Below are 14,869 nucleotides of genomic sequence, written 5' to 3'. Positions count from 1 at the left end.
CGGCAGCGGCCGAGGGCGAGCCGGCGCCCGGCCCGCGGCCGGTCTTCGTGGTCGGCATGCCCGGCTCCGGCATCGAAAACCTGGCGCGACAGCTCGCGGTGCATCCGCACGTCGCCGATGCCGGCCCGCTGGACGACCTGGTGATGCAATTGCGCTGGGCCTGCGACCTCGTCGGCGGCCCGGAACTGGATATGCCGCTGGCGCAGGGCGCGGCCAGCATCGACTTCGAACAGCTCGGCCGCGCCTACCTGGCCCATACCCAATGGCGCGCCGGCGACAAGCCGGTGTACCTGGACCGCAACGCCGACAACTACGCCTGCATCCCCTGGATCATGCAGGCGTTGCCGGGTGCGCGCGTGCTGCACCTGGTGGGCGGGCCGATGGATACCTGCTTCGCCAACCTTGCCCGCTGGGCAGGCCGCGAACACGGCTGGAGCCGCGACCAGGAAGAAACCGCCGACCATTACCGCCGCTATCGCGCGTTGATGGCGCACATGCGCGGGCTGTATCCGGATCGCGTGCACGACGTGCGCTACGACGAACTGGCGGAGAACCCCGCGGCCGCATTGCGCGAAGCGATCGAATTCTGCGGGCTGCAATGGGACGAGCGGCTGCCGGTGGATGCGCCGCAAGGCGGCGTACCGGCAGGCCAGTGGCGGCGCTACGAGGACAAGCTCGGCCCGCTGCGCAAGCGCCTGGGTGCGCTGGCCTACTAGCCGGCGTTCGCCCCTTTTTTCGGCGGCTGGAACGCAGCGCAGGAATCCTCGCGTTCCGCCGGTGGCACTAGGTAGGCGTTGTCGAAGTGGCGGCGTTCGTCCTCGTTGCCTTCCTCGAGGTACCCGGTGGCGACGAGCTGTTCGCCGGAGCCGCTGGCAATCAGCCAGTGGGGCACGCCGACGTCACGATTGACGTGGCCGTTGCCGGCAAGCAGGAACACGACGTCCGCCGCAGTTTCCCCGCCCAGGGCGGCGAGCACGGTATCGGCCATGACCACGTCGCGCGCGATCTGCGCACGCGCCATCGGCTCGAACAGGGCGTCGGGAAGCATGTTGCAGTGGCCTTCGCGCACTTCCGCCACCTGCGCCTCGAGCAGCGCCTCGGGCAGCGCATCCAGCGCGTACTTCGCGTGCAACTCGGGTGGAAGCGCTGCGCCGAAACCGTCCTTGACCACCGCCGAAGCTTCCGCGCGCGACAGATTGGCCGCCAGCAGCGGCAAGTCGTGGTCGAGCGCGAGCTGGATCACCGGCGCGTAGTACGCCCAGTTCCACCCGGACTTGCCGGGCGCGACCGCGTCGATCACGCAGGCGGCGTCCTCGCAGCGCGCCAACGCCGCATCCAGGTCGGCCTGGCGCTCGCGGTCGAACTGCTCCATCGCGATCGCGACACGTGCGGTGCCGTCCACGTAGCTCTGCAGATGCCGCAGCCGCAATGCGTGGCCGACGGCGTTGTCGTGCACCTCGCCGAGCAGCAGCAGGCGCGGCGCGGTTTCCACGACGGGTTCGGGCGGGGGCGGCTGCGTGGCGCAGGCGGAGAGGGCCAGGCAGAGGCCGGCGGCGGCGAGGGCGGGATTGGGCATGGCCCAAGCCTAGGCCAGCCGGGACCGGCGTACTAGCCGGCAGCGCTACAATCGGGGGATGAATACCGTCCCCGCCAACCACGCCACCGCCACCCCCACGCAACCGGAAACCGCGACCCCGCTGCGCTTCGTCACCGCCGCCAGCCTGTTCGACGGTCACGACGCCGCGATCAACATCATGCGCCGGCTGATCCAGGCGCAGGGCGCCGAGGTGGTGCACCTGGGCCACAACCGCAGCGTCGAGGACGTGGTCCGCGCCGCGCTCCAGGAAGACGCCGACGGCATTGCCCTGTCCAGCTACCAGGGCGGCCATGTCGAATACCTCAAGTACATGGTCGACATGCTGCGCGAGCGCGACGCCGGCCACATCAAGGTCTTCGCCGGCGGCGGCGGCACCATCACCCCCGAGGAGATCCGCGAACTCGAGGCCTACGGCGTCGAGCGCATCTACCACCCCAACGACGGCATGCACATGGGGCTGGTGGCGATGATCGAGGACGTGGTGCGGCGTGCTTCGCACACGCGGGACCAGGGACCGGGGACCGGGGACCGGGAAAAGCGTGCAGTGCCGTCGATTGATGACGAGATCGCGATCGGGGAGATGCTTTCCGCGATCGAGGATGGTGCGTTTTCTCCGTCCGAGCTCGATCATTTGCGCAAGCAGTGGAAGCTCGCCTCCGGCCCGGTCCCCGGTCCCCGGTCCCCGGTCCCCGTGATCGGCATCACCGGCACCGGCGGCGCCGGCAAGTCGTCGGTGACCGACGAACTGCTCAACCGCTTCCTGGCCTCGTTCCCCGACATGCATATCGCCGTGGTCTCGGTGGACCCCACCCGCCGCCGCACCGGTGGCGCGCTGCTGGGCGACCGCATCCGCATGAACTCGCTGCGCAGCAAACGCGTCTTCATGCGCTCTATGGCCACCCGCCGCCAGCACGCCGCCACGAACGTGGTGCTGCAGGACTGCATCGCCTTCCTGAAGTCGCTGGGCTACGACCTGGTGATCGTCGAAACCGCCGGCATCGGCCAGAGCGACTCGGAGATCGTCGACCTGGTCGACTTCCCGATGTACGTGATGACCAGCGACTTCGGCGCACCGAGCCAGCTGGAGAAGATCGACATGCTCGACTTCGCCGAGCTCGTCGTGCTCAACAAGTTCGACAAGCGCGGCGCCGAGGACGCGCTGCGCGACGTGCGCAAGCAGTGGAAGCGCAACCACGTCAAGTTCCAGGTCAAGGACGAGGACGTGCCGGTCTACCCGACCATCGCCTCGCAGTTCAACGACCCGGGCATCTCCTGGATGTTCGCCAACCTGTGCCGCCTGCTGCGGGAAAAGCTGGGAATAGGGAATGGGGAACAGGGAATGGAAGGGCGTTGCGACTGGACGCCTTCGGTGGATACGAGCCTGAAGGAACCTCGGGCGACGGTGCTGATCCCGGGCAGCCGCGTGCGCTACCTGGCCGAGATCGCCGAACAGGGCAGGGCGATCAACCAGCGCATCGAAACGCAGGCCGAAATCGCCGACCGCGCCCAGTCCCTGTGGCAGAGCCTGCAGGAGCTCGGCGACGACAAGCTCCCCAAGGCGCTGGACCTTTTCGAGACGGGCGCGCTGAGCGAAGGCGACGACCGCACCCTCAAGACCCTGCGCCAGCGCTACAACGACGCCATCCAGTCCCTCGACTCCGAGGCGCTGAAGCTCCTGCGCGAGTGGCCGGCGCGCCTGAAGTCGATCACCGACGAGGTCAACGAGTACCAGGTCCGCGACAAGACCATCCGCGTGGAGAACTACCGCGAGTCGCTGAGCCACCAGCAGGTGCCGAAGATCGCCGCGCCGACCTATCGCTCCTGGGGCGAGCTGCTGACCTTCCTGCAGAAGGAGAACCTGCCCGGCGCGTATCCCTACACCGGTGGCGTGTACCCGTACCGCCGCACCGGCGAGGATCCGATCCGCATGTTCGCGGGCGAAGGCACGCCCGAGCGCACCAACCGCCGCTTCCACTACCTGAGCCTGGGCCAGCCGGCCGCGCGCCTGTCCACCGCCTTCGATAGCGTCACCCTGTACGGCGAGGACCCGGCGCCGCGCCCGGACATCTACGGCAAGATCGGCAACTCCGGCGTCAACATCCCGACCCTGGACGACATGAAGAAGCTGTATTCCGGCTTCGACCTGTGCGCGCCGACCACCAGCGTCTCCATGACCATCAACGGCCCGGCGCCGATGATCCTGGCGATGTTCATGAACACCGCCATCGACCAGCAGGTGGAGAAGTACCTGCGTGCCGACCAGCAGCGCTGGGATGCCGCGCACGCGAAGATCGAAAAACTGTTCCAGGGACGCAAGCGCCCCGAGTACAGCGGCATGCTGCCCGAAGGCAACGACGGCCTGGGCCTGGGGCTGCTCGGCGTCACCGGCGACCAGCTCGTCGAACCCGAGGTCTACGCGCGGATCAAGGCCGAGACGCTCAAGACCGTGCGCGGCACCGTGCAGGCCGACATCCTCAAGGAGGACCAGGCCCAGAACACCTGCATCTTCAGCACCGAGTTCGCGCTGCGGATGATGGGCGACATCCAGCAGTACTTCGTGGACAACAACGTCCGCAACTTCTACTCGGTGTCGATCTCCGGTTATCACATCGCCGAGGCCGGCGCGAACCCGATCTCGCAGCTCGCCTTCACGCTGAGCAACGGCTTCACCATCGTCGAGTACTACCTCGCGCGCGGGATGAAGATCGACGACTTCGCGCCCAACCTGTCGTTCTTCTTCAGCAACGGCATGGACCCGGAGTACACCGTCATCGGCCGCGTCGCCCGCCGCATCTGGGCAAGGGCCATGCGCGAGCGCTACGGCGCCAGCGCCCGCAGCCAGATGATGAAGTACCACATCCAGACCAGCGGCCGCTCCCTGCACGCGCAGGAGATCCAGTTCAACGACATCCGCACAACCCTGCAGGCCCTGTACGCCCTGTTCGACAACTGCAACAGCCTGCACACCAACGCCTACGACGAAGCCATCACCACGCCGACCGAAGAGAGCGTGCGCCGCGCCGTGGCCATCCAGATGATCATCAACAAGGAACTCGGCCTGAACTTCTGCGAGAACCCATGGCAGGGCAGCTTCATCGTCGACAAGCTCACCGACATCGTCGAGGAAGCCGTCTACAAGGAGTTCGAAGCCATCAGCGAGCGCGGCGGCGTGCTCGGCGCCATGGACACCATGTACCAGCGCGGCAAGATCCAGGAAGAATCCCTGTACTACGAGCACAAGAAGCACGACGGCAGCCTGCCCCTCGTGGGCGTCAACACCTTCCTGCCCAAGGAACACGCCGGCGACATCGTCACCGAGATCGAGCTGATCCGCTCGACGGAAGGCGAGAAGGGGCAGCAGATCGCCAACGTAGAGGCCTTCCGGGGACGGGGCGAGACTGTGGGAGCGGCGGAAGCCGCGAATACCAAGTTAACGACCCTCCAGCAAACCGCCCGTGACCGCAAAAACGTCTTCGCCGCGTTGATGGAAGCGGTGAAGACGCATTCGCTGGGGCAGATCAGCCATGCGCTTTATGAGGTGGGTGGGGAGTACCGTCGCAACATGTAGTCATTGGGGGCGTCGAGTGAAGGTCACGTTTCTGCATATTTCCGATGTGCACTTCTGCCCGGGAGCTGAAGAACAGCGTCCTAGCTTCTTTCCGTTCTTAAAAGATATTGAAGTACAACTTTCACGGGACGTCGGGCCGAGGTACTTAGTTTTTTCAGGTGATGTCGCAAAGGCGGGGTCCGAGGTTTCTCACTACGACGCACTACTAGAGCATCTTGCACCCGCTCTCGACGCCGTCGGGATTCCTAAGGAAAATCGAATTTGCGTTCCAGGAAATCATGACGTATGTACCGCATCGGTCAAAGCATTTGCTATTGATCATGAGGAAATAGTTTCTAAGGCGTATGACGAAAAGGCATTCAATGATGCGATAGAATCCCTTGATGCACGCCTTAAAGCCAAGTTTGCGAATTACCTAGATTTTCAGGCTGAATTCGCAGAATACGGGGTTAGGGAAGACTCACTAGCTGGCAACGGATTCACCCTTCCGGAAGGCATCGACATTTTTCTGGTCAACACCGCTCTCCACTCCTCAGGAGGCCTTAGGTTCGGTGACCAAAAGATTCCCGATCTCGGGCGCCTGCATTTGCCTACGCGCCAAATCGCCAAATGGCTTGAGGCGGGCGCCCCATCAGTACGACTTTTGATCGGCCACCACCCTCCGTCTTGGTGGTCAGCGTGGTCGCAGCGGGAGTTCGAAATTCTGCGGCGACAGATCACGATGGCCATGTTCGGCCATATGCATTCACAAAATGTCACTCATTCAAGAGAGTATGGTTCGAATCTGGTACAGCTATTCGCTCCAGCACTTCTGACCGATAAGCGTGATCCGATGGGTTACGCAACCGTAACCGTGTTGACAGAGTCAGGACACGCGACTGCAGCCTATAGGCAGTGGGACGGGCGCTCGGCTTTTGTGTTGGGCACCGTAATGGCTGGAAACGACTCCGGCGTTGCCGAATTTGGCGCTCCGTTAGAGTCTTCGCCAATCTGGGGCTTGGTCCGGCATTACGAGGCATCGCTTGAATTTGCGATGACGACCTACGGTAAGCAGCCGAAGTGGATTGAGCCAGTGGTCAAGGAGAAGCCGGAGACTGCAGCCGACAGGAAAGATGCAGTCCAGGTTTCGATCGAGGATCTCCTATCATCTTCCGAATCCACGATTGTCAAGGCGCCTCCTCAGTTTGGCCTCTCGTGCCTTGGAATCTCTCTATGTTTACAAGCGTGTCGTAGCGGCCAGGCGTGGTTGCGAATTGATCTTGCGAGTGTCAAACCACACAACGTCCATTCAGATTTTCAACGGCAATGCGTTGCCCATGGGATTGCGCAAGAAGATGTGCAATGCATCGTCTTGGACAGCTGGTCTGCGAGCGCGAATAATGCATTCAAATGCGTCGAAAAGCTTAGTCGCGAGTATCCGGACAAGCGTATACTGATTCTAGAGACTCAGGACCAGCCTTCTATCGCGGTTGCCGGCAAGGCCGTCATTGCTGGTCGGAACTTCCGCCAGCTTTATTTATGGTCGTTATCGCGGACAGATCTTCGTGACATCGTATCCGGCTACAGTCCCACAGCCGAAGACGATTGCGAGCGGATCCTCTCGAGATTGATCGCTGACTTGGACACCTTGAATTTGCCGCGCACTGCGTTGAATTCATTGATGTTGTTAATGGTGGCGGAAGTTGAAATCGATGACAGTCCAGTTAACCGCGCGGAAGTAATCAAGCGCATCCTTCATTTGATTTTTAGTAGCACCCAGTCGTTGACATACAAGTCTCGGGCGGATCTGAAAGACTGCGAGTATTTGCTTGGCGCTTTTGCTGAAAAAATCATTACGTCGGGGAACGACTTTTTTACTAGCGATGAGTTTGCAGCGTTCGGCAAGGGCTATAACAAACAGAAGCTGGTCGATATCGATTTTAGGCTTATTCTCAAGCTCCTCCTAAGTAACAACATTATTGTTTCAGATGAGGATGGGCAGCTTCGTTTTCGTTTTGCTTACTGGGTGCATTACTTTGGCGCGGTAAGGATGCATCATGAGAGATCATTCGCGACGTATATCCTGAGCGAAATGCGATACACGCGGTTTCCGGAGGTGGTGGAGTTTTATACCGGCATAGATCGTAGGCGAGACGACGCTGTAGAGGTACTGCGCGATGACTTGACCAAATTGTGCGAGAAGGTAGAACGAGTTTGCGGTTTGGCCACCCCGGCAGAGCTATACGCACTTGGTAGATGGGATCCGACCGAGGCAGATGTAATCAAGCTTCAGAGTGAGCTTGAAGAGAAGGTTCTCGGCTCCTCATTGCCAAAAGACGTAAAGGATAGATTTCTTGATCGAACTTACGATCCGGCCCGCCCTTATGACCAACAAATTGCAAGGGTCATGTCGGCGTACTCCTATAACAATCTTTGCGCGGGAGTGCGTGCCGGAAGCAGGGCGCTGCGAAACAGTGAGCATGTCACCCCGGAACTTAAGCTTCAGTTGCTTTCTGCCATCATGCGGTGCTGGGAGCAGATTCAAACTGTTTTGGTCGTTATTTCTCCGACGCTGGCGAGCACTGGTCAGGCGTCCTTCGATGGAACAAAGTTCCGGTTGGTCGGGCATGCGGAACGCAAAGAGGAGTCACCAGAGCAGGCGATCAGTAGGATCTTGGCCATCCTCCCTGAGAATGTGTTGTCATGGTTTCGCTCAGATATCACCTCCTCGAAGCTAGGGCCGCTTTTGTATCGGCAGCTTGCTGATGCTCAAGGGGGACTCTCTCAACACAACTTGGCGATGTTGATTGCCGCCATCAAGCCACCAGGTTGGCGGGCTGTATTGGAACAGTACATTGCTGGCGTGGGCAGGAACTCGTTTTTCCTTTGGCATATCCAGTCAACGTTGTTCACAGACTGCCGCTTCGAGTACTTAGAAGAGCCGGTAAAGCAGGACGCTGTGCACTTGATTAAGATGGCGCTAGCGAAACATGAAACGGGTAGCCGAAGGCCCGGTCAAAAGCTGCTGAAGAAGGTGGAACTTAAGGAGTTTGATAAGGAATCGGCAAAGACTCGTGGTTAGAGGCCTTAGAGCGCTTCTAGGGGAAGTTGGCTGTGTGCGGAATGAGGGGTTACCCAGATGGGTTGGAAGGTCGTCCCAACCTGACGCCTGCAGTGCGATTTTGAGGCGCTGAGTCATTCAGGGTCGCAGATGAACCACGTTGTCGTGGGCGCGCTTTGACTTGACGTCGCGCGGAGGGTCCCGTTTGCGCATGATCCAGTCACTCCGTACCTTGCACCACCACGCCACCGAACCGGGCTTCTTCGGCGATACAGGCGACATCATCGATGAAGCATATAGCCTGCTCGTCAATGACCGGGGCATGCGGCGAAGACGACACCAGGCCGCCGGAGAGACCGGCGTTGCCAAGGGTCACAGGCTGGCGCTTCGCATCGGTCGTTCTCGCGGCGCAGTCGTTGCAAACGGCCCGGGGATATCGGGCGTTGACGGCGTCGCGGCCGAACAGATCGGGGCACGGGTGCACCTTGCTTCTATTTGCACTCACGTTCCGGAGCCACCTTTGATACAAAGGGTAGGCCCTTGGCGGGAAGTTGGTCACACCTGAAAGGAGCCAGCCATGCCCCACAGATTCAAACCCGGCGACCACGTCACCTGGAACTCCGAGGCGGGCCACGTCAGCGGCACAATCCTGAAGGTCCACGAGCACGACTTCCCGTGGAAGGGCCACACCCGCCACTGCACCCCCGACGACCCGCAGTACGAAATTAAGAGCGACAAGACCGACCACGTCGCCATGCACAAGGGCGGAGCCCTGCGGCGATTGAAACCTTGACCCGGACTTTCGGGTCTACGGGCTAGGCTCCCGGCCATGGCGATCCCAACCACCCTGTCGCTCCTGGCGCTGCTCGCGGCCGCCACCGCTTGCACGCCTACGGTGACCCAACCGTATGTCCCTGCCGGCGCCGACGCACTGGCCCAGGTCGGCCAGTGGAAGCTGCAGGGCGCCACCAATGCCCAAGGCCAACCCATTGCGGCCGTGCTCCCCAATGGCCAGGCGAAGCACGCGATCAGCTTCTCCAACGGCACGCTGGGCATCCACGGCGGCTGCAACCAGATGGGTGGCCGCTACACCATCGACGCGAACGGGCGGCTGGTGGTGTCGGATATCCAGTCCACCCTCATGGCGTGCGCGGACGACGCGCTGATGGAGGCGGACACCGTGGTGGCAGGCTTGCTGCAGGGCACCTCGGAATGGCGCATCGCCGAAAGCTATCCCGAGCAGCTGTTCCTGGCGCATGCGGACGGGCGGCGCAGCCACTGGGTGGCTGATCGTCCGGCGCCTTCCGAATAGGGCGCGCTTCATCGGGCTGGAACGCGCTGCTTGCTAGCGTTGCCGTCCCCCCGCGATTGGAGCCCCCATGCCGAAACGCATCGCCATCCTCGCCACCGACGGATTCGAGCAGTCCGAGCTGATGGAGCCGCGGCGCTTGCTCAAGGAGGCCGGCTTCCGGGTGGACGTGGTCTCGCCCAAGGACGGCGAGATCCGCGGCTGGAACAAGAAGGAGTGGGGCGACACGGTGCCGGTGGACGTGGCGCTGGCGCAGGCCTCGCCCGACGATTACGACGCGCTGGTCCTGCCCGGCGGGCAGATGAACCCGGACAACCTGCGGATGAAGCCGGAAGCCGTGGACTTCGTGCGCGCCTTCGCTGGCAGCGACAAGCCGCTCGCGGCGATCTGCCACGCGCCGTGGTTGCTGGTCGAGGCCGGTGCCGTCGAGGGCAAACAGATCACCAGCTGGCCGTCGCTGAAGACCGATCTGGGCAACGCCGGCGCGCAGTGGCAGGACGCACCCGTGGTCACCGATGGCAATCTGATCACCAGCCGCAAGCCGGACGACATCCCGCAGTTCACCGAGGCGGTGGTCAAGGCGCTGCAGTAGCGGAGCCTGTCACCAGCCTTGGAAGCGGGTCCAGATCTCGGCGCCGCTGCCCGGCGCAATGGCGTGGTACTCCGGAAACTGCGCCGCGGTGGCGCATGCATGGTTCGGCAATATCCGCAGTCGCGTCCCCACCGGGAACCGCTTGGCAATCCCGTGGTCGGTGCCACCCGCGCGAGCGATGATGCCGTGCTCCTGGTTGGCGCTGTCCACGATGTAGCCGTCGATGGGCGTCCCGTCCTCCGCACACACCTGGCCGAGCCCGAAGTCGCGCTTCTGCTTTTGCGTGCCGCGGTCGCGGCTCATCGCCATCCAGCCCGCATCCACGATCGCCCAGCCCTTTTCCTCCTGGTGGCCGATGACGGTGGTCAGCACCGACAGTGCGATTTCGTCCATGCGGCACACGCCGATGTTGTGCATGACCAGGTCGAAGAACACGTAGACGCCGGCGCGCATTTCGGTGACGCCTTCGAGGGTCTGCGCGGACAGTGCGGTCGGCGTGGAGCCGACGCTGACCACGGGGCAGGGCAGGCCGGCCTGGCGCAGGCGTTCGGCGGCGCGCACGGTGCCGGCGCGCTCCTGCTCGGCAGCGCCCTGCAGCGCTGCAGGCGTGTCGAAGGCATAGCTGCCGCCTGCGTGGGTCATGACCCCGCCGAGCCTGACACCGTCTTCGTGCAAGGCCCGCCCGACGTCGAGCAGGAGATCGGACCCGGGTGGAATCCCGGAGCGGTTACCGTCGACATCCATCTCGATCCAGACCTCGAACGTCTCGCCGTGCTCGCGGCCGAAGCGCGCCACGGCCTCCGCGCCGGCGACGTTGTCGGTGATCAGTTTCAGGTCGCAGCCCTTCCGCCGCAGTGCCAGTGCCCGGGGCAGCTTGTTCGGGGCAATCCCCACGGCGTAGAGGATGTCGTCGATACCGGCGGCGAAGAATTCCTCCGCCTCCTTCAGCGTCGACACGGTGATCCCGCGCGCGCCGGCTTCGAGCTGCGCCTGCACCACGGGCAGGCTCTTGCTGGTCTTGACGTGCGGCCGCAGCTTCACGCCCAGCGCATCCATCCGCGCCTGCATGCGGGCGATGTTGGCCTGCATCTGGCGGATATCGATGAGGGCGGTGGGGGTGTCGAGAGCTGAGAACACGGTCATCCTTTGGAACCTGGGATCGGCAGACTTTACCGCGAGCAGGCCCTCCGCCTTGCGTTCAGCCCCGTCCTGTCGTCGAATTGGCCCATGGAAATCTCGCAGAAGCGCAGCAGCGCCCGTACCGCCTATACCTTCCACGACGATCGGCTCGACTATTCCTGGAAGGACAGCTCGGGGAGCCGCGGCTTCTCCGTCCGCTATGTCGACATCAGCCGCGACCGCCAGACCCTGACCGAACGCAATGTCTGGTTGCGCAATGCCGGGTATTTCTGGACGGCACTGGGGGTGTTGCTGCTGTCGATATCTCTGAACGAGGGCAGCGGGGCCAAGGGCAGCCTCTGGCTGGTCCTGGGCATCGGCTGCCTGGCGGCCTATTACGCGTATCCGACGAAGTACAAGCTCTTGCCCAGCGAGAAGGGCAACCTGCTGGTCCTGGACCACGGTGCAGATGGTGCCCGCATCGAAGCGGAGATCGAGCAGCGGCGCGCGGCGCAGTTCCGGCAGGAGTACGACTTCTTCCCGGAGGGCGAAAGCCCCGGCCAGCTCCGCAACCGCTTCAATTGGCTGCATCGCGAGGGCGCGCTGGACGATGCCGAACTGCAGGATCGGCTGGCCAGGGTGGAAGCGCTCGAGCGTGGGCCTGAGCAGGCCATTCCGGAACCGCCCAACCGCACACTGAACTGAAGATACGGCCATGCCCATCCCGCTCCGCTGCCGCTGCGGCCAGGTCCAGGGCGAGGTCGGCACCGCCCACACCTACACGCGTGCCACCTGCTACTGCACGGACTGCCGCGCCTACGCGCAGTGGCTTGGCGTTCCCGGGCTACTGGATGAAGTGGGCGGGGTGGATGTGGTGACGATGGCGCCGACGGACCTGCGCTTCACCGCAGGCCGGGACCGGATCGTCTGCATGTCGTGGAGCGAGCGCGGGATCTATCGCTGGTACGCGTCCTGCTGCCGGACGCCGCTGGGCAACACGCCGCGGGATCCTGGCGTGCATTACGTGGGCGTGTCCAGCGCTTGCCTGGAGGGTGCCGGCGCAGCCGTGGACGACGCATTCGGCCTACCACGGCGTTGCCTCATCAGTACCGGCACGGCCACGGCAACCGTACGCAAACGGCCCTTCACCACGGCCTGGGGCATCCTGCGGGTAGTGATCGGGCTTGCCGGCGCGAAGCTGCGCGGTCGCCGCGAGTCGCCGTTCTTCGATGCATCCACCGGCAAGCCGATCCGCGTACCCGAGATCGTGAAAAGGAGCCCCCATGGAAACCAATGAACTGCACCGCGGCCGCCTGATCGACCACGTCCAGATCGTCGTCCGCGACCTGGAGGCAAGCCGCGCCTTCTACACCGCGATCTTCGAAGTCCTGGGCGTGCCCCTGGGCGGCGACATGGAAGGATTCTTCTGGGCCGACGAGTTCTGCGTGTCGGCGATCGACAGCCCGGCGTCGCAGGGCAGGCCGACCGGGCCGAGCCATGTCGCTTTCCAGGCCGCCGACCAGGAAATGGTGCAGGCGTTCCACCGGGTGGCGCTTGCGAATGGCGGCACGGACAACGGAGCGCCCGGCGAGCGGCCATATCATCCCGGCTACTACGCCGCGTTCGTGCTCGATCCGGACGGCAACAACATCGAAGCCGCGTACCACGGCGAGGCGACGCGCAGCGCGGCGTCGGTCAGGATTACGTTCTGACGCCTGCATCGTCGCCGAGGCGGCGCAAACGGATCCAATCCATGCGCCGCCACGTCAACAACTCCCGAAGGTCGGTCGGCCGCTTGCCGCGCACGGCCAGTTCGCCCCCCTCGGTCACGTCGATCACTTCGATGCGCCGGCGCCCTTCGTGCTTGGCGTGGTACAGCGCCGTATCGGCCCAGCGCACGGCGTCGGCGAACGGCGCATCCGGGTCGCCTGCGAACGGATGGAACACGGCACCGCCCGAGACCGTGACCTGGATCGATGTCTCGCCCCAGGGCACGGGGCGCGATTCCAGCGAATCGACCAGCATCTGTAGCCGGGCTTCGATGGTCTCGGTGCTGTTGCCGCGCAGGACCAGCAGGAATTCTTCGCCGCCCCACCGGTACAGTTCGCCGGCGTTGCCGAGCAGGCGCTGCATACGCTCGACTACCGCCTGCAATACCGCGTCGCCGGCGGCGTGGCCGTGGTGGTCGTTGACGTCCTTGAAATGGTCGAGGTCGAGCAGCACGCAGGCCGTCGCCGCAGTGTCGCCGGACGGTGGCAGCGGGCCGACATGCTGGTCGAACTGATAACGGCTCAACGCGCCGGTCAGCGGGTCGCGGCGGACGGCGAAGGCGAGGCGGTCGCGCTCGCGGCGGGTGCGCCTGATTGCGAGGAACAGGCAGACCACCGTGGCGAGGGCGGCCAGGGCGAAGCCGATCGCAAGCCAGCGGGCGAGGCGTTCGCTGCGCAACTGTGCGTCCTGCAGTCGGTTTTCGGTGGACAGCGTGTCGGCGCGATGGGCGAGCTCCGAGGCCTTGCCGGCGGCTTCCAGTTCCGCGATCGCGCGTGCGTGCTCGCTGCGGAACAGGGTTTCGCGCAGCGCCTGCAGCCGGCGCGTGGCCGCCAGCGCACCCACCGGATCGCCGCTGTCCTCCAGGGCTTCGGCCTGGCGCGACAGGCCATCGAGCAGTTCCACCATCTGGCCCCTTTCCAGGAAGCCGGCGTTGGCCTGCTCCATCAGCGGCAAGCCGCGCTCGGCCTGGCCGAGCTCGATCAGCGCGTGTCCGCGCAGGAGTTGCGCACGCAAGCGGAAGTAGGCGCTGTCGTTGGCCTCGGCGTAGGCGTCCATCGCGGCGATGGACTCCAGTGCGCGGGCAGGTTGTGCCTGCGAAAGCAGCATGGCCGCGCGCGCTGCTTCCAGGCGAATGCGATTTAGGGCCGAGCCGGACCCGGCGACCAGCGCTTCGGCCGCATCCAGGGTGTGGGCGGCCACTTCCAACCGACCGATCTGTCGCAGCGCCATCGCCTTGGTGGTCAGCAGTTGCATGCGGTTGTCGTGCTGCATCGACGCGCCACCCAGGGCCTCGGCGCGCGCCACGCTGTCCAGCGCTTCCTGGGGCAGGCCCATCGCGATGTACAGGTCGGCGATGGTGCCGAGCCGGTAGAGCTGGGCGACGAGCGGGTCGGGCGGCAGGTCGCGCTCCAGCGCCAGCGCCTGCAGCTGGTGGCGCAGGGCGCTGTGGAAATTGCCCGCGTCGAAGTACATGTTGCCGTAGGCGCGGGCCAGCATTTCGCGTACTTCCAGCGAGGCGCTGTCGGTGACGCGGGCGCGCACGGCATGCATCGCGTCGAGGCTGGCATCGATGGACGCATCTTCATGGGTCATGTAGATGCGGCGGATATCCATCAGGTTGACGGTGTCGGTGTCGCCCGCGGCCTGGGCCAGTTCGCGGAGCTGCTGCATTGCCTCGAGGACCTCGGCCTGGCTGGCCGATTGCGACAGTTCGGCGATCCGCGCGCGCAGCTCTTCCCGATGTTGCGGATAGGCAGGGTCGGCGGGCTGTGCGAGGACGGCGCCCACGGAGAAGGCGCCGGCAAGGAGCCAGGCGAACAAACTGGTTTTCGGCATTGGTCAGGCCCCCTGGCCCTGAATCCGGCACCGACTTT

General features: G+C 64.0%; 13 protein-coding genes. 9 read left to right on the top strand and 4 right to left on the bottom strand.

Annotated features, from left to right (window positions below; all coding sequences use genetic code 11):
• On the top strand, window positions 1–716 hold a 716-nt coding region (locus tag QAA18_RS02205), incomplete at its 5' end, for a sulfotransferase (RefSeq protein WP_279410681.1).
• Here the strand turns inward: QAA18_RS02205 and QAA18_RS02200 are convergent.
• On the bottom strand, window positions 713–1,576 hold the full coding sequence (locus tag QAA18_RS02200) for a ChaN family lipoprotein (RefSeq protein WP_279410680.1): 864 nt from the start codon (window positions 1,574–1,576) through the stop codon (window positions 713–715). The two genes, QAA18_RS02205 and QAA18_RS02200, sit on opposite strands and share 4 nt — an antisense overlap.
• Before the next feature lie 58 nt (window positions 1,577–1,634).
• Here QAA18_RS02200 and QAA18_RS02195 point away from each other — a divergent pair, with 58 nt between their 5' ends.
• Both QAA18_RS02195 and QAA18_RS02190 read left to right on the top strand, forming a co-directional pair.
• Window positions 1,635–5,165: a methylmalonyl-CoA mutase family protein gene (locus QAA18_RS02195; protein WP_279410679.1), complete on the top strand. Its 3,531-nt coding sequence runs from the start codon at window positions 1,635–1,637 to the stop codon at window positions 5,163–5,165.
• A gap of 16 nt (window positions 5,166–5,181) precedes the next feature.
• Complete coding sequence (locus QAA18_RS02190) at window positions 5,182–8,226, top strand: metallophosphoesterase (RefSeq protein WP_279410677.1); 3,045 nt, start codon at window positions 5,182–5,184, stop codon at window positions 8,224–8,226.
• A gap of 199 nt (window positions 8,227–8,425) precedes the next feature.
• On the opposite strand, the gene QAA18_RS02185 is transcribed toward QAA18_RS02190, so the two are convergent.
• The gene (locus tag QAA18_RS02185) at window positions 8,426–8,710 is read right to left on the bottom strand and encodes a hypothetical protein (protein ID WP_279410675.1); all 285 of its coding nucleotides are present in this window, start codon (window positions 8,708–8,710) and stop codon (window positions 8,426–8,428) included.
• Window positions 8,711–8,782: 72 nt separating this feature from the next.
• Here QAA18_RS02185 and QAA18_RS02180 point away from each other — a divergent pair, with 72 nt between their 5' ends.
• The 3 genes from QAA18_RS02180 to QAA18_RS02170 all read left to right on the top strand — a co-directional run bounded on the left by QAA18_RS02180 (window position 8,783) and on the right by QAA18_RS02170 (window position 10,106).
• Window positions 8,783–8,998: a DUF2945 domain-containing protein gene (locus tag QAA18_RS02180; RefSeq protein WP_279410674.1), complete on the top strand. Its 216-nt coding sequence runs from the start codon at window positions 8,783–8,785 to the stop codon at window positions 8,996–8,998.
• Window positions 8,999–9,034: 36 nt separating this feature from the next.
• Window positions 9,035–9,517 (top strand): META domain-containing protein, encoded by a 483-nt coding sequence (locus tag QAA18_RS02175; protein ID WP_279410672.1) that lies wholly within the window; start codon window positions 9,035–9,037, stop codon window positions 9,515–9,517.
• 67 nt (window positions 9,518–9,584) lie between these two features.
• Window positions 9,585–10,106, top strand: coding sequence for a type 1 glutamine amidotransferase (locus QAA18_RS02170; protein WP_279410671.1), 522 nt, complete (start codon window positions 9,585–9,587; stop codon window positions 10,104–10,106).
• Between the two features lie 9 nt (window positions 10,107–10,115).
• Here QAA18_RS02170 and QAA18_RS02165 read toward each other — a convergent pair whose 3' ends face one another.
• Window positions 10,116–11,249 (bottom strand): DSD1 family PLP-dependent enzyme, encoded by a 1,134-nt coding sequence (locus QAA18_RS02165; RefSeq protein WP_279410669.1) that lies wholly within the window; start codon window positions 11,247–11,249, stop codon window positions 10,116–10,118.
• A gap of 84 nt (window positions 11,250–11,333) precedes the next feature.
• On the opposite strand from QAA18_RS02165, the gene QAA18_RS02160 reads away from it, so the two are divergent.
• The 3 genes from QAA18_RS02160 to QAA18_RS02150 are packed head-to-tail and all read left to right on the top strand — an operon-like array spanning window position 11,334 to window position 12,937.
• Window positions 11,334–11,930 (top strand): hypothetical protein, encoded by a 597-nt coding sequence (locus tag QAA18_RS02160; protein WP_279410668.1) that lies wholly within the window; start codon window positions 11,334–11,336, stop codon window positions 11,928–11,930.
• Between the two features lie 10 nt (window positions 11,931–11,940).
• Window positions 11,941–12,522 (top strand): DUF6151 family protein, encoded by a 582-nt coding sequence (locus tag QAA18_RS02155; RefSeq protein WP_279410667.1) that lies wholly within the window; start codon window positions 11,941–11,943, stop codon window positions 12,520–12,522.
• Entirely contained in the window at window positions 12,509–12,937 is a 429-nt protein-coding gene (locus tag QAA18_RS02150; protein WP_279410664.1) for a VOC family protein, read from the top strand. Before QAA18_RS02155 ends, QAA18_RS02150 begins: the two co-directional genes overlap by 14 nt.
• On the opposite strand, the gene QAA18_RS02145 is transcribed toward QAA18_RS02150, so the two are convergent.
• On the bottom strand, window positions 12,927–14,831 hold the full coding sequence (locus tag QAA18_RS02145; RefSeq protein ID WP_279410663.1) for a diguanylate cyclase: 1,905 nt from the start codon (window positions 14,829–14,831) through the stop codon (window positions 12,927–12,929). The two genes, QAA18_RS02150 and QAA18_RS02145, sit on opposite strands and share 11 nt — an antisense overlap.
• Window positions 14,832–14,869: the final 38 nt, after the last annotated feature.

The sequence above is a fragment of the Luteimonas sp. 8-5 genome (assembly GCF_029763755.1).
Lineage (GTDB): Bacteria > Pseudomonadota > Gammaproteobacteria > Xanthomonadales > Xanthomonadaceae > Cognatiluteimonas.
The sequence above is the reverse complement of the archived record's forward strand: the minus strand, read 5'-3'. Positions and strand labels throughout refer to the sequence as shown.

What these genes read in the sequence shown, in the direction of transcription:
- QAA18_RS02200 (WP_279410680.1), bottom strand. Translation starts at nt 1,576, where the DNA reads ATGCCCAATCCCGCCCTCGCCGCCGCCGGCCTCTGCCTGGCCCTCTCC.
- QAA18_RS02195 (WP_279410679.1), top strand. Translation starts at nt 1,635, where the DNA reads ATGAATACCGTCCCCGCCAACCACGCCACCGCCACCCCCACGCAACCG.
- QAA18_RS02180 (WP_279410674.1), top strand. Translation starts at nt 8,783, where the DNA reads ATGCCCCACAGATTCAAACCCGGCGACCACGTCACCTGGAACTCCGAG.
- QAA18_RS02175 (WP_279410672.1), top strand. Translation starts at nt 9,035, where the DNA reads ATGGCGATCCCAACCACCCTGTCGCTCCTGGCGCTGCTCGCGGCCGCC.
- QAA18_RS02170 (WP_279410671.1), top strand. Translation starts at nt 9,585, where the DNA reads ATGCCGAAACGCATCGCCATCCTCGCCACCGACGGATTCGAGCAGTCC.
- QAA18_RS02165 (WP_279410669.1), bottom strand. Translation starts at nt 11,249, where the DNA reads ATGACCGTGTTCTCAGCTCTCGACACCCCCACCGCCCTCATCGATATC.
- QAA18_RS02160 (WP_279410668.1), top strand. Translation starts at nt 11,334, where the DNA reads ATGGAAATCTCGCAGAAGCGCAGCAGCGCCCGTACCGCCTATACCTTC.
- QAA18_RS02155 (WP_279410667.1), top strand. Translation starts at nt 11,941, where the DNA reads ATGCCCATCCCGCTCCGCTGCCGCTGCGGCCAGGTCCAGGGCGAGGTC.
- QAA18_RS02150 (WP_279410664.1), top strand. Translation starts at nt 12,509, where the DNA reads ATGGAAACCAATGAACTGCACCGCGGCCGCCTGATCGACCACGTCCAG.
- QAA18_RS02145 (WP_279410663.1), bottom strand. Translation starts at nt 14,831, where the DNA reads ATGCCGAAAACCAGTTTGTTCGCCTGGCTCCTTGCCGGCGCCTTCTCC.